Source organism: Rhodococcus sp. P4_B6, assembly GCF_056402215.1.
Map to the genome: position 1 here is coordinate 1 of NZ_JBFUHV010000024.1, position 16,168 is coordinate 16,168.

Consider the following 16,168-nt stretch of genomic DNA (forward strand, 5'->3'; position numbering starts at 1 on the left):
GCACCGAGGCCGGCATCGGCACCGAGGCCGGCATCGCCACCTACCGCCAACGCTCACCCATCGCCGAAACCGTGTTCGGGCACGCCAAACACAACCTCGGATTCCGCCGGTTCACCAGCCGCGGCCTCGACCGGGCCCGCAGCGAATGGGCCTTCCACGCCGCGGTCCACAACATCGGCAAGATCCTCACCCACCTGACCGCAGGAAACACCCTCCCGGCCACCACCTGACCAGGCGGGGCCACCCCCGCCCGCACCGGCACCCGCCCAACGCGCCGAACACAGCCACACCACCGTCACTCAATTCCGCAACATCCCCCCCGACGTTAATAAGTACTCACGGGTGCGTCAGCGCTCATAACCCTTCCGCATGTCGTCGACGATGCGCGGGCGGTCGAGGGTCGAGGGCTCGAGTTCGCGGCGGGGACGGTCGCGCGGAAAGATCGCGGACGCGGCGAGGGTCGGTTCGTCGAGGAAGCGGAGTTCGGGGACGTCGCGGGGCAGGCGCAGCGCTGGCGGTTCGGGGCCGCGCCGGGCGAGGACGTACCCCCAGTCCCCGAAGCTCGGCACCAGCACGTGGTACGGCGTGACGGCCAGGCCCGCCGACGCGACGGTCGACGTGGTGCGCCAGAACGCGTCGGGCGTCGAGTAGGGACTGCCCGACTGCACGGCCATCAGTCCGCCGGGGTTCAGGGCCGCGGCGGCGAGACCGTAGAACTCGGTGGAGTACAGGCGGCCGAGCGCCGGGGTGTCGGGGTCGGGGAGGTCCACGATGACGGCGTCGAATCCCGAGTCGGGTGCGTCCCGCAGCCACCGGAACGCGTCGTCCAGGACCACGTGCACGCGCGGATCCCGCAGAGCACCCTGGTTCAGCCCGGACAGTCGCGTGTTCGCGAGTTCGATGACCGCCGGGTCGAGTTCCACCTGCACGATCTCCTCGACCCCCGGCAGTCGCAGGACCTCTCGGGCTGCGAGGCCGTCGCCACCGCCGAGGATCAGTACCCGTTTGGGGTCGTCCGCCATCGCGGGGTACACGAGCGATTCGGTGTACCGGTGTTCGTCGACGCTGGAGAACTGGAGGTCGCCGTCGAGGAAGAGCCGCACGTCTCCGCCGCGTTCGGTGACGACGATCTCCTGGTACTGCGACCTTTCCGCGGCGACGACGGGATCGGTGTAGAGGCGTTGCCGGGACGTGGTCTCGATGCCGTCGGCGCGCACCAGCAGCACGGCGATGCACGCGGCGGCAACGAGCAGCGCCACGACGGCGAGGAGCCGGGTGCGCAGGCTCAGCTGCCAGCGCAGCAGGATCAGCGCCACGACCGCGGCGGCGACGAGATTGATGATGCCGGTGATCGCGGCGCCGCGGATCATCCCGGCGACGGGCAGCAGGACGAACGGCCACAGCAGGCCGCCGACCAGGGCGCCCGCATAGTCGGCGGCGTTCAGGTTTGCCAGCACCTTTCCGGTGCTCTCGGCGCCGGTGTCGCTGCGGCCCGACTGCAGCAGCGTCATCAGCAACGGCACCTCGGCGCCCACGAGCACACCGATCAGCGCGGTGGCGAGCACCAGAATGATTGCGCTGGAACCGAAGAACGTGAACGTCACGTACAGGGTCACCGCGCTGAACCCGCCGACGAGTCCGAGAACGATCTCGACGACCACGAACGACGCGGCCGCGGTGGACAGCAGCGGTTTGGCGGCGAGGGCACCGACCCCGAGTGCGGCCACGAAACCCGCGACGATCAGCGACGTCTGGGTGATCCCGCCGCCGGTCAGGCTGACCGACAGCGTCAGCAGGGCCAGTTCGTAGATCAACCCGCACGCGGCGCACGCGGCCACAGCGGCGAGCAGGAACGCCCTGGACCGTCCACTGAGAGCGCGGGTGGTGGAGGAATTCGGCTCTGCCGCTGTGGTCGTCACGAGATCAGGTGAGTGCGGCGGCGTTCACGAGGCCGATGGCGAAGAGGCTCGCACCGACCGCCCAGGCGGCACCGCACATCTGCGGGTTCCCGACCAGTCCGACCAACTGGCCGGGCAGCAGCACATTCATCAGTCGCAGCGCGATGACCTGCAGCAGTACCCCGAAGAGGCCGTAGACCGCGGAGTCGGCGAGTCCCTGTGCGAATCCGTCGGAACTGGTGAGGATCGCGGTGACCACGACGACGGCGAGGGCAAGGTGGTTCGACGCCAGGAGGATTGCCGCGTTGGGGTTCTTGTCGACGTACACCTGGTGCCGGAGATTGCCGGGGGTGGCGAGGTCGAGGACGGCGAAGCCGACGCCGAGGACGGCGATGCCGATGACGAAGTACGCCAGGGTGCCGAGCATGCCGACGGCGAGCAGTCCGACGTCGACGCTGCCGATTTCCGTTGCTGCCGCCGTGTAGGTGGTATTCACGCGCTTCTCCCGAGTCGAGTGGTCTCTGTCATTTCGCGCTGCCGGATCCGCCGCTGCCGCCGGCGCCGCCCGCCGGTGAGCCGGGGTTGAAACCGGGCCCCAGATAGGCGAACCCGCCGCTTCGGTAGCGTCCGTCGATGTCTTCGACGCGCACGAGGCTGCCGCCGCCCGGCGCGGCGCTGACCGTGACGATGTCGTCGTCGTAGCGCAGGTATTCGCTGCCGCCGTCCGCCTTCCGAGCCGCCGGGGGCTCCTCCGCGACGATCGACGAGACGGTGGTACCCACCGGGTCTTTCGACGTGTACGTCTTCGCGTCGCCCGCGGTGTTCTGCAGGGCGTACGTGTCGGCGATGTAGTCGCGCACCCCGCCGCCGCACGCGGTCGCGGCCAGCACCAGGAGCAGCATCGGGGCGAGCCGCACGCGTGTCCCGAACCTGCTCACGGCAGCCACCTGCTTCGCGTTTTCACGATCACCCCACCCTTGTCTACCGGATACAGATGCCAGGTCTGCCAGGCCCATCCGCCGGAATGCTCACGCGTCGCCGTGAGCGCGGTCAGCGCGGTGTGATCTCCGGGAAACGCCCCGCAGATCCACCCCTCCACCTCGGTGGCCTGCCGCCGCAGCCAGTCGGCGGTCTGCTCGAGGCGGGCGCGGTCGACGATGTCGGTGGTCGAGTCGAATCGGTACCCGCCCGCGCTGTCGGACACCGGGAGCGGTCTGCCGCCTGCCCGGATCGCGTCGCACGACACCTGCTCGGTGATCCGGCTGCCCGCCGCGGACGCCGTCACCGCGTGCGACGCCCCGAGCACGCCGAGGGTCACCCGCTCGTCACCGTAGGTGATGGTGAGTTCGGCCAGCGGAAGCGGCGTTTCGGCGTTCACGACGAGACCGAGCGCCTCGGCCGTCACATCCCGGGATTCGATGTCGAGGACGTGCAGTGTCACTGCGGCGGACCGGAATGGATCACGGTGAGCTCACCCCGGGTGACGGCGCGGCCCGTGGAGACCTCCCACGACTGCGTCCGCGCCCAGCGCTCGAAGGACAGCAGGCCGGTCTTGTCAGCGGTCGCGTAGTCGGCGTAGTCGACGATGCCCTGGGGTGCGGTCCCGGTGGTGCCTTCCGCCGTGAACGAGGCGGTGCCGCGCTCGATCTGCCGGTGCACGACGTCGTCGAGGATCACGTCACCGCCCGGTTCGAGGCCCGTGCCCTCGCGGCGCATCCACAGCGTCATGTCGAGGTTGCCCTCGTCGTTCTCGACGGTGAGCCATCGCTGGCCGGTCGACCCGTCGAGGAGGTGTTCGTGCCAGATGTATCCCTCTTCGTCGAGGGTGATGGTCCCGCGCACGACGTGATCGATTCCGGCGTACGTGATGATGTCGCCGACTCCGATCTTGTACGGGTCGTAGACCTCCGGGTAGTCGGCGAGCGGATCGACCCTGGCAGCAGGCGCCGTGTTCTTTCCGGACCGATTCCGCAGGATCAGCACGATGCCCACGATCACGACAACGATCAGCAGCAGTAACAGCAGCTTGGTCAACGATCTCTCCTGGTCGGCGGATCCGGCGCGGGAGGCCAGTGCCCGGCCCCCACCGGTCAGTCACCTTACTGTGCGCCGGACACCCGCACACCTGGCGATTGCAGAAGCCAGGTTGCAAAGGCTAACCTAACCGAATGCGCGAGTGGTGGGGCGGAGCGCTGTCGTTCACCGAGATTCGCGCGGCATACGCCCAGAAATCGACAGAACCGACAGTGAGGAACCATATGGCCATCCCACCCATTTCGACCTACACGATCCCGGAGATCCACGAGGTCCCCGAATCGAAGGTGACCTGGCGCCTCGACCCCCGGCGCTCCGCACTGCTGGTCCACGACATGCAGAACTACTTCATCGACGCGTACGACGTACGTGCCGAGCCCATGTCGACCGCGATGGCCAACATGGTCCGGATCCGCGAACTCTGCTCGGAAGCCGGGATTCCCGTGATCTACACGATGCAGCCCGGTGACCAGCACCCGTCGCGTCGCGGAATCCTCGCCGACTTCTGGGGCCCGGGATTGACGTCGGGTCGTGACACCGAGGTGGTCGAGCCGCTCGCCCCCCGCGACGGTGACATCCAGGTGACCAAATGGCGGTATTCGGCCTTCCAGCGCACCGACCTCCGGCAGCTGCTCGGCCATCACGGCCGCGACCAGCTGATCGTGACGGGCGTCTACGCGCACATGGGCTGCATGCTGAGTGCCGCCGAGGCGTTCATGGCGGACGTCCAGCCGTTCCTGGTGTCCGACGCGACTGCGGATTTCAGCCGTGACGAGCACCTCATGGCGCTCACGTATGCCGCGAAGCGCTGCGGTTCGGTGACCACCACGGATGCGCTGGTAACCGCACTCTCCCCGCTCGAAGTCGGCTGAGGCTCGGCAGTCGGATCACCACAGCTTATGTGGTTAGGCTAACCTGACACGCCGAGCAGCTGAAAGCCCGAAAGCCCCAAGCCCGAAAGCCGAAAGCATCAGGAGCGCCTGTTAGATGTCCCTTTCGATATCGTCGCCGTCCACCCTGCAGACCGGGGCGGACACCGACGTCAGCTTGACCGCCGCCCAGCGCGAACTGTGGGCCGGGCACCAACTGGACCCGACCCGGTCGGCGTTCATGACGGCCGAATACGTGGAGGTCGCGGCCCCTGTCGACCTCGACGCTCTCGCCGCGGCGATACGCACGGTGATCGCGGAGGCCGAGGTGCTCTCGACCCGCTTCGTTGCCGAGCCCGACGCCGATTCGGCCGACGTGATCCAGGTGCACGATCGACATCACGCGCCCGAACTCGAGTGCGTCGATCTCGACCGGGCCGCGGCGGTGGAGTGGATGCGCGAGGACGTGCGCCGACCACTCGACTTCGACACCGCTCCCCTCGTGCGCACGGCACTGATCACAGCCGAATCCGGTGCAATCTGGTACCTTCGCGCCCCGCACGCATTGCTGGACGCGTACGGGTATTCACTGCTCACCCGCCGTGTCGCGGCGCTGTACACGGCCCGGCTCGCGGGCACCGAACCCCGACCGGCGAAGTTCCCGCCGCTGCGCGAGCACGTCCGGGCGGCACACGAGTTCGACGCCGCGACCCCCGAGGGCGCGCCGCCTGCCGCCTCGCGTCCGGTCGGATTCAGTGACACGGTACGCAGACCCGTGCCCGATCCGCATCGGCACACGATCGCGATCGACCCCGACGTCGCTCAGAGCCTGCGCGCCGCGGCCGCCACGCAGGCGACCACGTGGGCGGAGGCGGTGTACGCGGCCGCCGCCGCGTACCTGGGCTCCCACACCGGCGCCGAGGAGGTGACGCTCCACATTCCGGTGCTGGCCCGCAACGGAATCGAGCTGGCGTCGCCCGTGACGGCCACGAACATCGTGCCGCTCCGCATTCCCCTCCACGCACGACCGACGTTCGCCGACGTGACCGGCCGGGTGGCCGCGGCACTGTCCGACACCCGGCCGTTCCAGCGCGTCCGGGACGCCGGGAGCCGCGTCACCGGCGGAGCGGTGGTGAACGTCAAACCGTTCGCCGCCAGAATCGCTTTCGGCCCCACCTCCGGGTCGGTGCACCAACTGGCCACCGGTCCGGTGGAGGACGTGGTGATCTCCGTCTCCGGCGCCGGCGACGAACTCACGCTCGAATGGGCCGGAAACCCCGAGGTCTACACGGACGTCGAGATCCGGAACCACGCACACCGCTTCGCGCACTACCTCCGAAGCATCTCCGTGGCAACGGAACCCGTCGCGGTCGTGGACGTCTGCGCCCCGGACGAACTGCACTTGTGGCGGTCGGCGGCCGGACTCGACCGGACCGGCACGGCAGCGGCACTTCCCGACAGCATCGTCTCCGCCGTCCTCGCGCAGGTGCGCACCCACCCGGACCGGGTCGCGGTGAACGACCTGACATACCGGGAACTCTCGGAGCGCAGCGCCGCCCTGGCGCGCCGGCTGAGGTCGGCCGGTGCCGGACGCGGCACGGTCGTGGCCGTCAGCCTCCCCCGCGGCACCGATCTGATCGTCGCCGTCCTCGCGATTCTCCGCAGCGGCGCGACCTACCTGCCGATCGATCCGTCCTCCCCGGCCGAACGGGCCCGGTTCATCCTGCGGGACGCGCAGCCGACGCTGGGAATCGGATCCGCCGATCTGCTCGGCGACCTCCCCCGCGTCGAGGAGGGCGCGCCGCAATCCGGCGTCGGGGAACTCGAAAACCCGGTGCGCGCCGACGACATCGCGTACATCATCTATACATCCGGATCCACCGGTGTGCCCAAGGGCGTTCCGATTCCGCACCGCAACGTGATGCGCCTGTTCGAGGTGTCCCGGGAATGGTTCACGTTCACCGAGGACGACTGCTGGCCGCTGCTGCATTCGTATGCGTTCGATTTCTCCGTGTGGGAGATCTGGGGTGCACTGCTGCACGGCGGCCGCATCGTCACGGTCGACGAGACCACCCTCACGTCACCGGCCGACCTCGCCGCCCTTCTCGTCGACGAGGGTGTCACCGTCCTGAACCAGACGCCGTCCGCGTTCGGGCATCTCGTCGACGCTCTCGTCCGCGCGGACTCGTTCGACCGGCTGCGGCTTCGGTACGTCGTGTTCGGCGGTGAGGCCCTCGATCCGGCCGTCCTGCGCGCCTGGTTCACCGCCTCGGGTCCGGGTGCGGAAACGACCCTGATCAACATGTACGGCATCACCGAGACCACCGTCCACGTCACCGCCACGAAGGTCACCGGCGCCGACGTCGTGGACATCGGGGCGCCGCTCGGCGACCTGTGCACCTACGTTCTCGGGCCGGGACTGCGCCCGGTGCCGCCCGGCATCACCGGCGAAATCTACGTCTCCGGGCCCGGACTGTCCCCCGGCTACCTCGGGCGTCCCGACCTGACGTCGGCGCGGTTCGTCGCCGACCCGTTCGCCTCCAGTGGGACGCGCATGTACCGGACCGGCGATCTCGCCCGGTACGACGCGACCGGTGCCCTCCACTACCACGGCCGGATCGACGACCAGATCCAATTACGCGGCTACCGTGTCGAACTCGGCGAGATCACCGCCGCGATGACCGCGGTTCCCGACGTGCAGGCGGCGGTCGCGACGGTGCACGAGCAGGCCGGCGGCGACCAGCGGATCGTCGGATACGTCGTTCCCCGGCCGGGCAGCACGCCCGACACGGTCGAGGAGGACGTGCGGGCACACCTCGTCCGCACGCTGCCCGGGTACATGACGCCGTCCGCGCTGGTGCTGCTCGACCGGTTGCCGTTGACCCACAACGGCAAGGTCGACAAGGACGCGCTGCCCGCCCCTCGTTGGCTCGGACAGTCCGGCGACACACCGCGGACCGACACCGAAGCCCGGATTCTCCCGCTGTTCACGTCGATCCTCGGCGCCGAGCAGGTCGGCGTCCACGACGACTTCTTCGCGCTCGGCGGAAACTCCCTCCTCGCCGCCGCCCTCGTATCCGCGATCACCGCGGAACTCGGTGTGCCGCTGCGGGTCGCGGCGGTCTTCGAGAACCCGACCGTGGCCACGGTGGCCGCGCAGCTGGAGGACGCCGGCGAGCAGGTGCAGGCGAGCAGGCCGTCCCCGCGGGACCTCCCCGAGGGCACGCCGGTGCCGTTGTCACCCGCGCAGGAACGCCTGTGGTTCCTCGACAGCGCGGCCGGTGGCGGAACGTACCTGCTTGCACTGGCGGTCGATTTCGGGGACGGCCTCGAACCGGATGCGCTGTCCGCGGCGCTCGCGGACGTCGTGACCCGGCATCAGTCGTTGCGGACGGTGTTCCCCCTCGTCGACTCCATGCCCCACCAGGTCGTGCTTCCCGCGGCACACGCGAAGGTCCGGCTCGAACGCGTCGACAACGTCGGCAACATCGAGGGGCACATCGCGGCGATGACGACGGTGGGGCTCGGACTCACCGACCAGCCGCCGCTGCGCGCGGTGCTGTACGAACCGCAGCACACGCTGGTCCTGTTGATGCACCACATCATCGGCGACGAATGGTCGCAGTCGAAGCTGCTGGACGATCTCGCGTTCGCGTACAACGCCCGCCGCGCCGGACGGGCACCGGAGTTCACGCCGCTGCCGCTGCAGTACCCGGACGTCGCCGTGTGGCAGCGCGGACGCATCGGCGCCGGCGACGACGCGACCCCGCTGCTGACCGGCCAGCTCGACTACTGGCGTGAGCAACTCGCCGGGCTGCCGCTCGAACTGGGCTGGCGCACCGACCGCCCGAGACCTGCCCTGCCCACCAATCGCGGCGCGAGCGTGCACCGCACGCTGCCGCCGTCGCTGCACGCGGCCGTCGATGCGCTGGCCGCCGAGCGGCGCGCGAGCTTCTTCATGATCGTCCATGCCGCGGTGGCCGTACTCCTCGAAAGGCTCGGCGCCGGGGAGGACATCGCCCTCGGGGTGCCCGTCGCGGGTCGTAGTCACCCCGACCTCGACGCGATGGTGGGCTGCTTCATCAACACAGTGGTGCTGCGGACCGACGTCTCGGGCGACCCGACGTTCGACCAGTTGCTGGACCGGGTCCGGGCTGTCGACCTCGACGCCGTCGACCACGCCGACGTACCGTTCAACCGCATCGTGGAACTGGTCAATCCCCCACGGTCGTCGGCCCGCCACCCCCTGTTCCAGGTGATGCTCTCACACTGGAAGCAGGACGCCGCGGCGGAGCAATTCGACGGAACGACCGCGGCCGTGCGGATGCTCGACGCGACGTCCGCGAAATTCGATCTGGCGCTCCGCTTCCAGGAACGTCCGGACAGCGGCGGCGTCGACGTCACGTTCGAGTACTCCACCGAACTCTTCGACGTCGCAACGGTCGAATCCCTCGCCGACCGACTCGCCGTGGTGATCGAGCGCCTCGTCGCGAATCACGAGCAGCGGATCGGTTTGCTCGACGTCCTGACCCCGCAGGAGCGGGAGCGGGTGCTCGGCGAATGGTCGCACTCGGAGCACTCCATTCCCGCCCGCACGTTCGACGAGTACTTCTCGGAGCAGGTGGCCCGCACCCCCGACGCCGAGGCCCTCGTCGTCGGATCGAGCGTGCGGCCCGCCGTCTCGCTCACCTACCGGCAGCTGGACGAACGCGCGAACCGGATTGCCCACCTGCTGATCTCGCGGGGCGCAGGCCCCGGCGACGTGGTCGCGCTCGCCCTCGACCGATCAGCCGAGCTGATCATCAGTGTCCTCGCCGTGCTGAAGAGCGGTGCCGCATATCTTCCCGTCGACCCCAGGTACCCGGCCGACCGGATCGCGCACATGCTCGCCGACGGCGCCCCGATCGCGATCCTCACCTCGTCCGTCGGTGTGCCCGACCGCACCCCGCTGGGCACCGCCGTGCCCGTTCTCGACCTGGACGATCCGGACCTGCAGGCGCTGCTCGACACCCAGCCCGTCACCGCCCCCACCGACGCCGACCGCACCAGGCCACTGCAACTCGACGACGCCGCGTATCTCATCTACACGTCCGGATCGACGGGAGTTCCCAAGGGCGTCGTCGTCCCCCACCTGGGCATCGCGGACCTGCTGTCGCTGCAGTCGGACGTGATCGGGATGGACCACACCACGCGTGCGCTGCACTTCTCGTCCATCAGCTTCGACCTCGCGTTCTGGCAGATCATGTGGGGGGTGCTCTCGGGCGGGACGCTGGTGGTCGCGACGGACGCCGATCGCATCCCCGGCGAGCCCCTCGCCCGGGTCATCAACGAACACGACGTGAACTTCGTCGGTGTGCCACCGTCTTTCGCCGCCGCGTTCCCGCCGGAGCATCCCATCCCGGAGGGCGTCGACCTGATGCTCGGCGCCGAGAAGCTCACCCCGCAGCTGATCGAGCGGTACGCACCCGGCCGCCGGCTGTTCAACGCGTACGGACCCACCGAGTGCACGGTCAACGCCACCCTCGCCCTCGTCGAACCGGGGCACGAAGGTCCCGTCCCCATCGGCGTCGTCGATCCGGGCAAGCACGCCTACGTCCTGGACCACGCGCTCCGGCCGGTGCCTCCCGGCGTGTCCGGTGAGCTGTATCTCGCGGGCGACAGCGTCACCCGCGGATACCGCAACCAGACTCCGAAGACGGCGGAACGGTTCATCGCCGACCCGTTCGCGGAGCCGGGCAGCCGCATGTACCGGACATCGGATGTGGTGTGGTGGGGCCGGGACGGTCAGATCTACTTCACCGGCCGGGCCGACTCGCAGGTCAAGGTGCGCGGATTCCGCATCGAACTCAACGAGATCGAGGCCGTGCTGGCCGGTGACCCGGACGTCGAGCACATCGTCGTCGTGGTCCGCGAGGACCGGCCCGGTGATCAGCGGCTGGTCGCGTACGCCACGTCGGTGCCGGGCGGCCGGATCGACCCCGACCAGTTGCACCGCCGCGCCGCCAGCCGGTTGCCGGACTACATGATCCCGGCGGCGTTCATCGCGGTCGACGAATTCCCCACCCTGCCGAACGGCAAGCTGGACCAGTCTTCGCTCCCCGTTCCGCACCTGTCCCTGCAGGTGTCCGAGCGGGGGCCGCGCACGGCCCGCGAAGAGGTGCTGTGCCAATTGTTCGCGGAGGCCCTCGGCATCGAGCGGGTCGGCATCGACGACAGCTTCTTCGACCTCGGTGGCCACTCGCTGATGGCGGCCGGGTTGATGAGCGCGATCTCGAAGAGGCTGTCCGTCACCGCGACGGTGGCCTCGCTGTTCGCGGCGCCGACCGTGGCCCAGCTGGCGGGCCGTCTCGACGACGATCACGACGCCGACGCACTCGCCGTCCTGCTTCCGTTCCGCACCGAGGGATCCAAGGCGCCGGTGTTCTGCTTCCACCCCGCCGGCGGAATCAGCTGGGGCTATTCAGGCCTGCTGCGGCACATCGACGACGACTACCCGCTGTACGGCGTGCAGGCCTCCAACCTGTCGACGTCCAAGCGGCCGCCGGAAACGCTCGAGGACATGGCCGCCGAATACATCGAGCACATGCGGACCGTGCAGCCGACGGGCCCGTACCACCTCCTCGGATGGTCGCTGGGCGGCGTCGTCGCGCACGCCATCGCGGGCGCACTGCAGGATCAGGGCGAGGAACTCGGCATGCTCGTCATGCTCGACTCCTTCCCGTCGGACGCGTGGGCGTCGATGCCGACGGAGCAGGACGCGCTCGCCGCGCTGCTCTACATGGTCGGCTACGACCCCGAACCGCTGCTCGCCTCCGACACCGAGCCGCACCGCGGCGGTGGCCTCGACCGGCAGCACGTGATCGACATCTTGCGCGGCGAGGGCAGTGCCCTCGCCGGGATCAACGAGCACACACCGGCCGCGATGATCGACAACTTCGCGAACGCCGTGCGCCTCGAATCCGAACCCTCACAGATCGTCGTGGACTCCGACATGCTCTTCTTCACCGCGGCCAGGAATCCTGCGACCGCGGCGACGTACGACTTGTGGCGGCCCTACCTGACCGGGACCATCGTCAACCACGACCTCGACTGCGAGCACAAGGACATGACTCAGCCGCGGTGGATCGGCGAAGTCGGTTCCGTCGTGAACGAGGCGCTCGCCTCGTTCGGCTCGCCCATGAACCCCATCAACAAAGAACAGGGAGATCGATGAAAACGTCCGGAAGATACTGGCGTAGAGCCGGAATCGTGATGATGGCGGCAACCGCGTTGTTCGCGGGTGCCTGCAGCGAGTCGACGTCCGACTCGACCGACGCGGCGGGATCCGCCACCGGACAGGCCGACGCGTCGGCCTTTCCCGTGTCGATTCCGTCTGCGCTCGGCACCGCCGAGATCCCGGAGGCACCGGAACGCGTCGTCACGCTCGGCTGGGGCAGCGAGGACGCGGCACTGTCGCTCGGCGTCGTGCCCGTCGCCGTGCAGAACATGAAGTCGGACACCGGAACCGACGACGGCCTGCTGCCGTGGTCGCGTGCGAAGCTCGAAGAGCTCGACCCGAACGCGGAACCCGCGTTGCTGACGGCGTCGAGCAAGGAGATGCCGTACGAGCAGATCGCGGCACTCGACCCCGACGTGATCCTGGCCGTGCACTCCGGTGTGAACCAGGAGCAGTTCGACAAGCTGTCGGCGATCGCCCCCACCGTGGCGTACCCGGAGCGTCGCTGGGCGACCAGCTGGGAAGACCAGATCACCACGGTCGGCAAGGCCCTCGGCCGGTCGGCACAGGCCGAGGCGCTGGTGACGCAGACGCAGGACACCCTGGCGCAGGCGAAGTCGCAGCACCCCGAGTTCGCCGGGAAGACGGTGGCCTTCGGCAGCGGCACCGAGCCGGGGTCGTACAACTTCTACTTCGACACCGATCCTCGCCTGAAGATGCTGGCAAGCCTCGGATTCACGGTCGACCCGCTCGCCCAGAAGTTGCGTGAGAGCAGTGACCAGACCAAGTTCGCCGCTCCGGTCAGCATGGAATTGCTGCCGACGTACAACCCGGATGTGCTGCTCGCCTGGTACCTCTCGCCCGAACTGCAGAACGAGGTCCAGTCGAACCCGCTGTTCGCCGGGGTGAAGGCCGTGCGCGACAACGCCTACGTGGGTCTGACCGATCCGCCGCTGGTGTTCGCGTCGAGCTCGCCGAACGTGCTCAGCGTGCCGTGGCTGCTCGACAARCTGCTCCCGCAGCTGTCGCAGGCCGCGAACAACGCTCAGGCCAGCTAGTTCCCACCTGAGCGCGTCACTGTGCCGCTGCCGAGAGGTCGTCCTCTTCGGCAGCGGCACTGCTGTAGGTGCGCAATCCCTTCAGGCCCAGCGCGAGAACCGTCAGCACCACGATGCCGCCGGCTCCGTAGAGCAGGAACGCCTCCCGCGGTCCCACCGCCGCGCCGACGGCGCCCGCGACGAGCGCACCGGCAGCCGAGCCCGTGGAGATCTGGGCGCCCCACACGCCGGCGACGCGTCCGCGGTACTCCTCGGGAGTCTCGGTCTGGATGACGGCGTACCGGAGGATGTCGCCGAGCACCCGGCCGAAGCCGTGCGCGGCGAGACCGAGGAACGTGACCGCGATCATCGGGACGGCGCCGACGCCGATCAGTCCGGCCGACGCGATCATGGCCGCGAGGAACACGATCAGGCCCCCGCGACGAGCCGTTCCCGTCCAGCCGCTCGTGAGTGATCCGGTGAGGGCACCGACGGCGGGGGCGCTGTAGAGCAGTCCGGTGGCGGCCGGCCCGGCGTGCAGCACCTGGCTCGCGTAGGCGGGCAGCAGCACGTTCCAGCCGGTCAGCATCATCGCGCAGAAGCCGACCAGCAGCGTCCCGCCGACCACGGAGTCCTTGGCGGCGTAGGTGAAACCGCTGGCGATCGACCGCAGCGGACTCTCGGTGTTCTTGACCGGCGGCGGCAGCGATGGCAGCCTGGCGATGCAGTACGCGGTGATCCCCGAGGACACCGCGGCGAGAACGTAGTTGGTGCCCACGGACGTCGCCGCGATGATCACACCGCCGATGGCGGGTGACGCGACCGTCCCGAGATCGGCCATCACGGTCATCAGGGCACCGGCGGCGGCCATCTTGTCCTTGGGCAGCAGCGACGGGATCACCGCCATCAACGCGGTCGCGGAGATGCCGCCTGCGAGGCCCTCGATCACGCCGCACAGGTAGATGATCCACAACTGGGGTGTGGGCAGGAACGCGTTGACCGCGAGAATAGCGAAGGCCACACCCGCCGCGGCACGGGCCAGCGAGATGACCGGTCTGCGGTCGTACCGGTCGGCGATCACGCCGCCGAACAGGGTGCCGATGAACACCGAGGAGCCCACGACGATGCTCGCCGCGCCCACTGCCAGTGTGGAATTCGTCATGTCGTACACCTGCAGCGGCACCGCCACCAGGAGCAGGCCCAGACCGAAGATGGAGATCGTGCGGGCGATGAAGATGTATCGGAACTCGCGACTCGTCCGGAGAGGCGTCAAGTCGATTGCGTATCGCGATAATCCAGCCATTGTCATCCATTCACATTCGGTTGCAACAGCTCTCCGTTTCGCCGTTCGCGCGGAGAGCAACTATGCTTAGGCTTCACTAACCCAGCAACCTACCCCATGTGGTCGGACCGGCTCAACGCGCCGGGGTCCGGCCGACGCACCGGAGGATGACAGTGAGTTCCGCTCCCAGCACAGTTCCGACCCGCGACCGAATCCGCGCCGATGTGGCCGACGTCCTCGACGTCCCGGTCACCGACATCGACGACGACGCGAACCTCCTCGACGAGGGAATGGACTCCGTGCGCGTGATGGCGCTGGTCGAACGGTGGCGCGCGGACGGAGTCCAGGTCGATCTCGTCGACCTCGTCGGTGAGCCGACGCTCGACGCCTGGTTCGAGGTCACTTCGGCGCAGTGAGCGATCCCACCGCCTACTCTTGATCCGGCTGGTCGATCCGGGGAGCGACACGGACACGGGAGGACGCGAGGGGCCATGGCACACGAAACCAGCGATACCGGCAAGATGAGTGTGCTGCGGACACCGCGGTTCTGGATAGCCCCCGTGCTCCTGGTCTCCGTCGTCATGTCCCTGCTCGCCGCGTTGTACATGGGCGGCATGCTCAATCCCCCCGAGCACCTCCACCACTTCCCCATCGCCCTCGTCAATCAGGACGAGGGCGACACCGTGCCCAACTCCGATCCGCCGCAGCAGCAGAACTTCGGCAACCAGATCGCCGCAGGCCTCCTCGAGGGCGTCGATCCGAACAAGATCGAACTGCGGCAGATCGGGATCGCGCAGGCCCAGTCCGCACTGGACAACGGGGAGATCTACGGCGCGATCGTCATCCCGAGCGACTTCACGAAACGCACACTCATCCTCGCCCAGGCGAGCGTGATCCCCGGGGACGTCGAACGACCCGTGATCACCATCTACACGAACCCCCGCGCCGGCACGATCAGTGCGAACCTCGTCCAGAACATCGGCGAGATGGCGATGGACAAGGCCAACCAGACGATGGGCGAGCAACTCACCACCCAGGTGACGCAGCAACTCCAGGCGACGGCCCCCGGCCTCCAGCTGTCGGGGGCCAGCCGGCTGGTGCTCGACGACCCCATCGACGTGCGGGTCGTGGCCCACAACCCGCTGCCGGACGGCACCGGTTTCGGCCTGGCGGCGTTCTACTACGCGCTGCTGATCGTCCTGGCGGGATTCACCGGTGCGACCATCGCGAGCACCCTGATCGACGGCATGCTGGGATTCACCCCGACCGAGGTCGGGCCGCTGTACCTGCACAACGAGGCGGTCCCGATCTCCCGTTTCAACACCCTGCTGATCAAGTGGGCGGTGATGGTACTGCTGGCGATGATCGTGTCCGGGCTTTACCTGTGGATCAGCTCCGCCCTCGGGCTGCCGATCACCGATCCGCTCGCGCTGTGGGAGTACGGCGCGTTCGCGATCGCCGCCGTCGGGATCACGGCGATGTCCGTGATGGCCGCGTTCGGGAACCTGGGCCTGCTCATCAACCTGATGGTCTTCGTCGTCCTCGCACTCCCCTCGTCCGGGGGCACGATCCCGCTCGAGGCGGCGCCGCGGCTGTACAGCTGGCTCGGTGAGTTCGAGCCGATGCACCAGATCTACATCGGGGTGCGCGCCATCATGTTCTTCGGCGCCTCGGGCGACGCCGGCCTCATCCACGCCGTGTGGATGACTTTCGCCGGCCTGCTCATCGGCCTCGTCTTCGGCGCCGTCATCACCCGGTTCTACGACCGCAAGGGTCTGCACCGCCGCCACAAGGCACAGACCGAACCCGACGTGGACGCGGCCGGGGCGTGA

At 68.7% G+C, this 16,168-nt stretch carries 12 protein-coding genes; 6 read left to right on the forward strand and 6 right to left on the reverse strand.

Going from position 1 to position 16,168, the window contains the following annotated elements; translation table 11 throughout:
- On the forward strand, positions 1-230 hold a 230-nt coding region (locus AC1DWT_RS14475; RefSeq protein ID WP_477921066.1), incomplete at its 5' end, for a transposase.
- Between the two features lie 117 nt (positions 231-347).
- Here AC1DWT_RS14475 and AC1DWT_RS14480 read toward each other — a convergent pair.
- From AC1DWT_RS14480 to AC1DWT_RS14500, 5 genes are read right to left on the reverse strand one after another with little or no spacing between them, the layout of a single operon-like run.
- On the reverse strand, positions 348-1,919 hold the full coding sequence (locus AC1DWT_RS14480) for a polyamine aminopropyltransferase (protein ID WP_206013262.1): 1,572 nt from the start codon (positions 1,917-1,919) through the stop codon (positions 348-350).
- Positions 1,920-1,923: 4 nt separating this feature from the next.
- Positions 1,924-2,394, reverse strand: coding sequence for a DUF350 domain-containing protein (locus AC1DWT_RS14485; protein WP_072947786.1), 471 nt, complete (start codon positions 2,392-2,394; stop codon positions 1,924-1,926).
- 28 nt (positions 2,395-2,422) lie between these two features.
- Positions 2,423-2,845 (reverse strand): DUF4247 domain-containing protein, encoded by a 423-nt coding sequence (locus tag AC1DWT_RS14490; protein ID WP_206013264.1) that lies wholly within the window; start codon positions 2,843-2,845, stop codon positions 2,423-2,425.
- Complete coding sequence (locus tag AC1DWT_RS14495) at positions 2,833-3,339, reverse strand: DUF2617 family protein (RefSeq protein WP_072947780.1); 507 nt, start codon at positions 3,337-3,339, stop codon at positions 2,833-2,835. Before AC1DWT_RS14495 ends, AC1DWT_RS14490 begins: the two co-directional genes overlap by 13 nt.
- Positions 3,336-3,932, reverse strand: coding sequence for a DUF4178 domain-containing protein (locus tag AC1DWT_RS14500; RefSeq protein ID WP_072947777.1), 597 nt, complete (start codon positions 3,930-3,932; stop codon positions 3,336-3,338). Before AC1DWT_RS14500 ends, AC1DWT_RS14495 begins: the two co-directional genes overlap by 4 nt.
- A 224-nt stretch (positions 3,933-4,156) precedes the next feature.
- Between AC1DWT_RS14500 and AC1DWT_RS14505 the strand changes: the two genes are divergently transcribed.
- The 3 genes from AC1DWT_RS14505 (at position 4,157) to AC1DWT_RS14515 (ending at position 13,075) form a co-directional block, all read left to right on the forward strand.
- The gene (locus AC1DWT_RS14505) at positions 4,157-4,804 is read left to right on the forward strand and encodes an isochorismatase family protein (protein WP_206013265.1); all 648 of its coding nucleotides are present in this window, start codon (positions 4,157-4,159) and stop codon (positions 4,802-4,804) included.
- A gap of 115 nt (positions 4,805-4,919) precedes the next feature.
- Positions 4,920-12,014 (forward strand): amino acid adenylation domain-containing protein, encoded by a 7,095-nt coding sequence (locus tag AC1DWT_RS14510; protein WP_477921071.1) that lies wholly within the window; start codon positions 4,920-4,922, stop codon positions 12,012-12,014.
- Positions 12,011-13,075: an iron-siderophore ABC transporter substrate-binding protein gene (locus AC1DWT_RS14515; protein WP_072947768.1), complete on the forward strand. Its 1,065-nt coding sequence runs from the start codon at positions 12,011-12,013 to the stop codon at positions 13,073-13,075. The genes AC1DWT_RS14510 and AC1DWT_RS14515 overlap by 4 nt, the downstream gene beginning before the upstream one ends.
- A 16-nt stretch (positions 13,076-13,091) precedes the next feature.
- Here AC1DWT_RS14515 and entS read toward each other — a convergent pair whose 3' ends face one another.
- Positions 13,092-14,357 (reverse strand): enterobactin transporter EntS, encoded by a 1,266-nt coding sequence (gene entS / locus AC1DWT_RS14520; protein WP_477921073.1) that lies wholly within the window; start codon positions 14,355-14,357, stop codon positions 13,092-13,094.
- A gap of 146 nt (positions 14,358-14,503) precedes the next feature.
- On the opposite strand from entS, the gene AC1DWT_RS14525 reads away from it, so the two are divergent.
- The gene (locus AC1DWT_RS14525) at positions 14,504-14,752 is read left to right on the forward strand and encodes a phosphopantetheine-binding protein (protein ID WP_072947763.1); all 249 of its coding nucleotides are present in this window, start codon (positions 14,504-14,506) and stop codon (positions 14,750-14,752) included.
- Between the two features lie 75 nt (positions 14,753-14,827).
- A complete protein-coding gene (locus AC1DWT_RS14530) occupies positions 14,828-16,168 on the forward strand; it encodes a YhgE/Pip domain-containing protein (RefSeq protein WP_477921076.1) in 1,341 nt (446 codons plus the stop codon).

Coding starts and splice junctions, on each gene's coding strand:
- AC1DWT_RS14525 (WP_072947763.1), top strand. CDS start 14,504: ATGACAGTGAGTTCCGCTCCCAGCACAGTTCCGACCCGCGACCGAATC.
- AC1DWT_RS14505 (WP_206013265.1), top strand. CDS start 4,157: ATGGCCATCCCACCCATTTCGACCTACACGATCCCGGAGATCCACGAG.
- AC1DWT_RS14510 (WP_477921071.1), top strand. CDS start 4,920: ATGTCCCTTTCGATATCGTCGCCGTCCACCCTGCAGACCGGGGCGGAC.
- entS (WP_477921073.1), bottom strand. CDS start 14,357: ATGGCTGGATTATCGCGATACGCAATCGACTTGACGCCTCTCCGGACG.
- AC1DWT_RS14530 (WP_477921076.1), top strand. CDS start 14,828: ATGGCACACGAAACCAGCGATACCGGCAAGATGAGTGTGCTGCGGACA.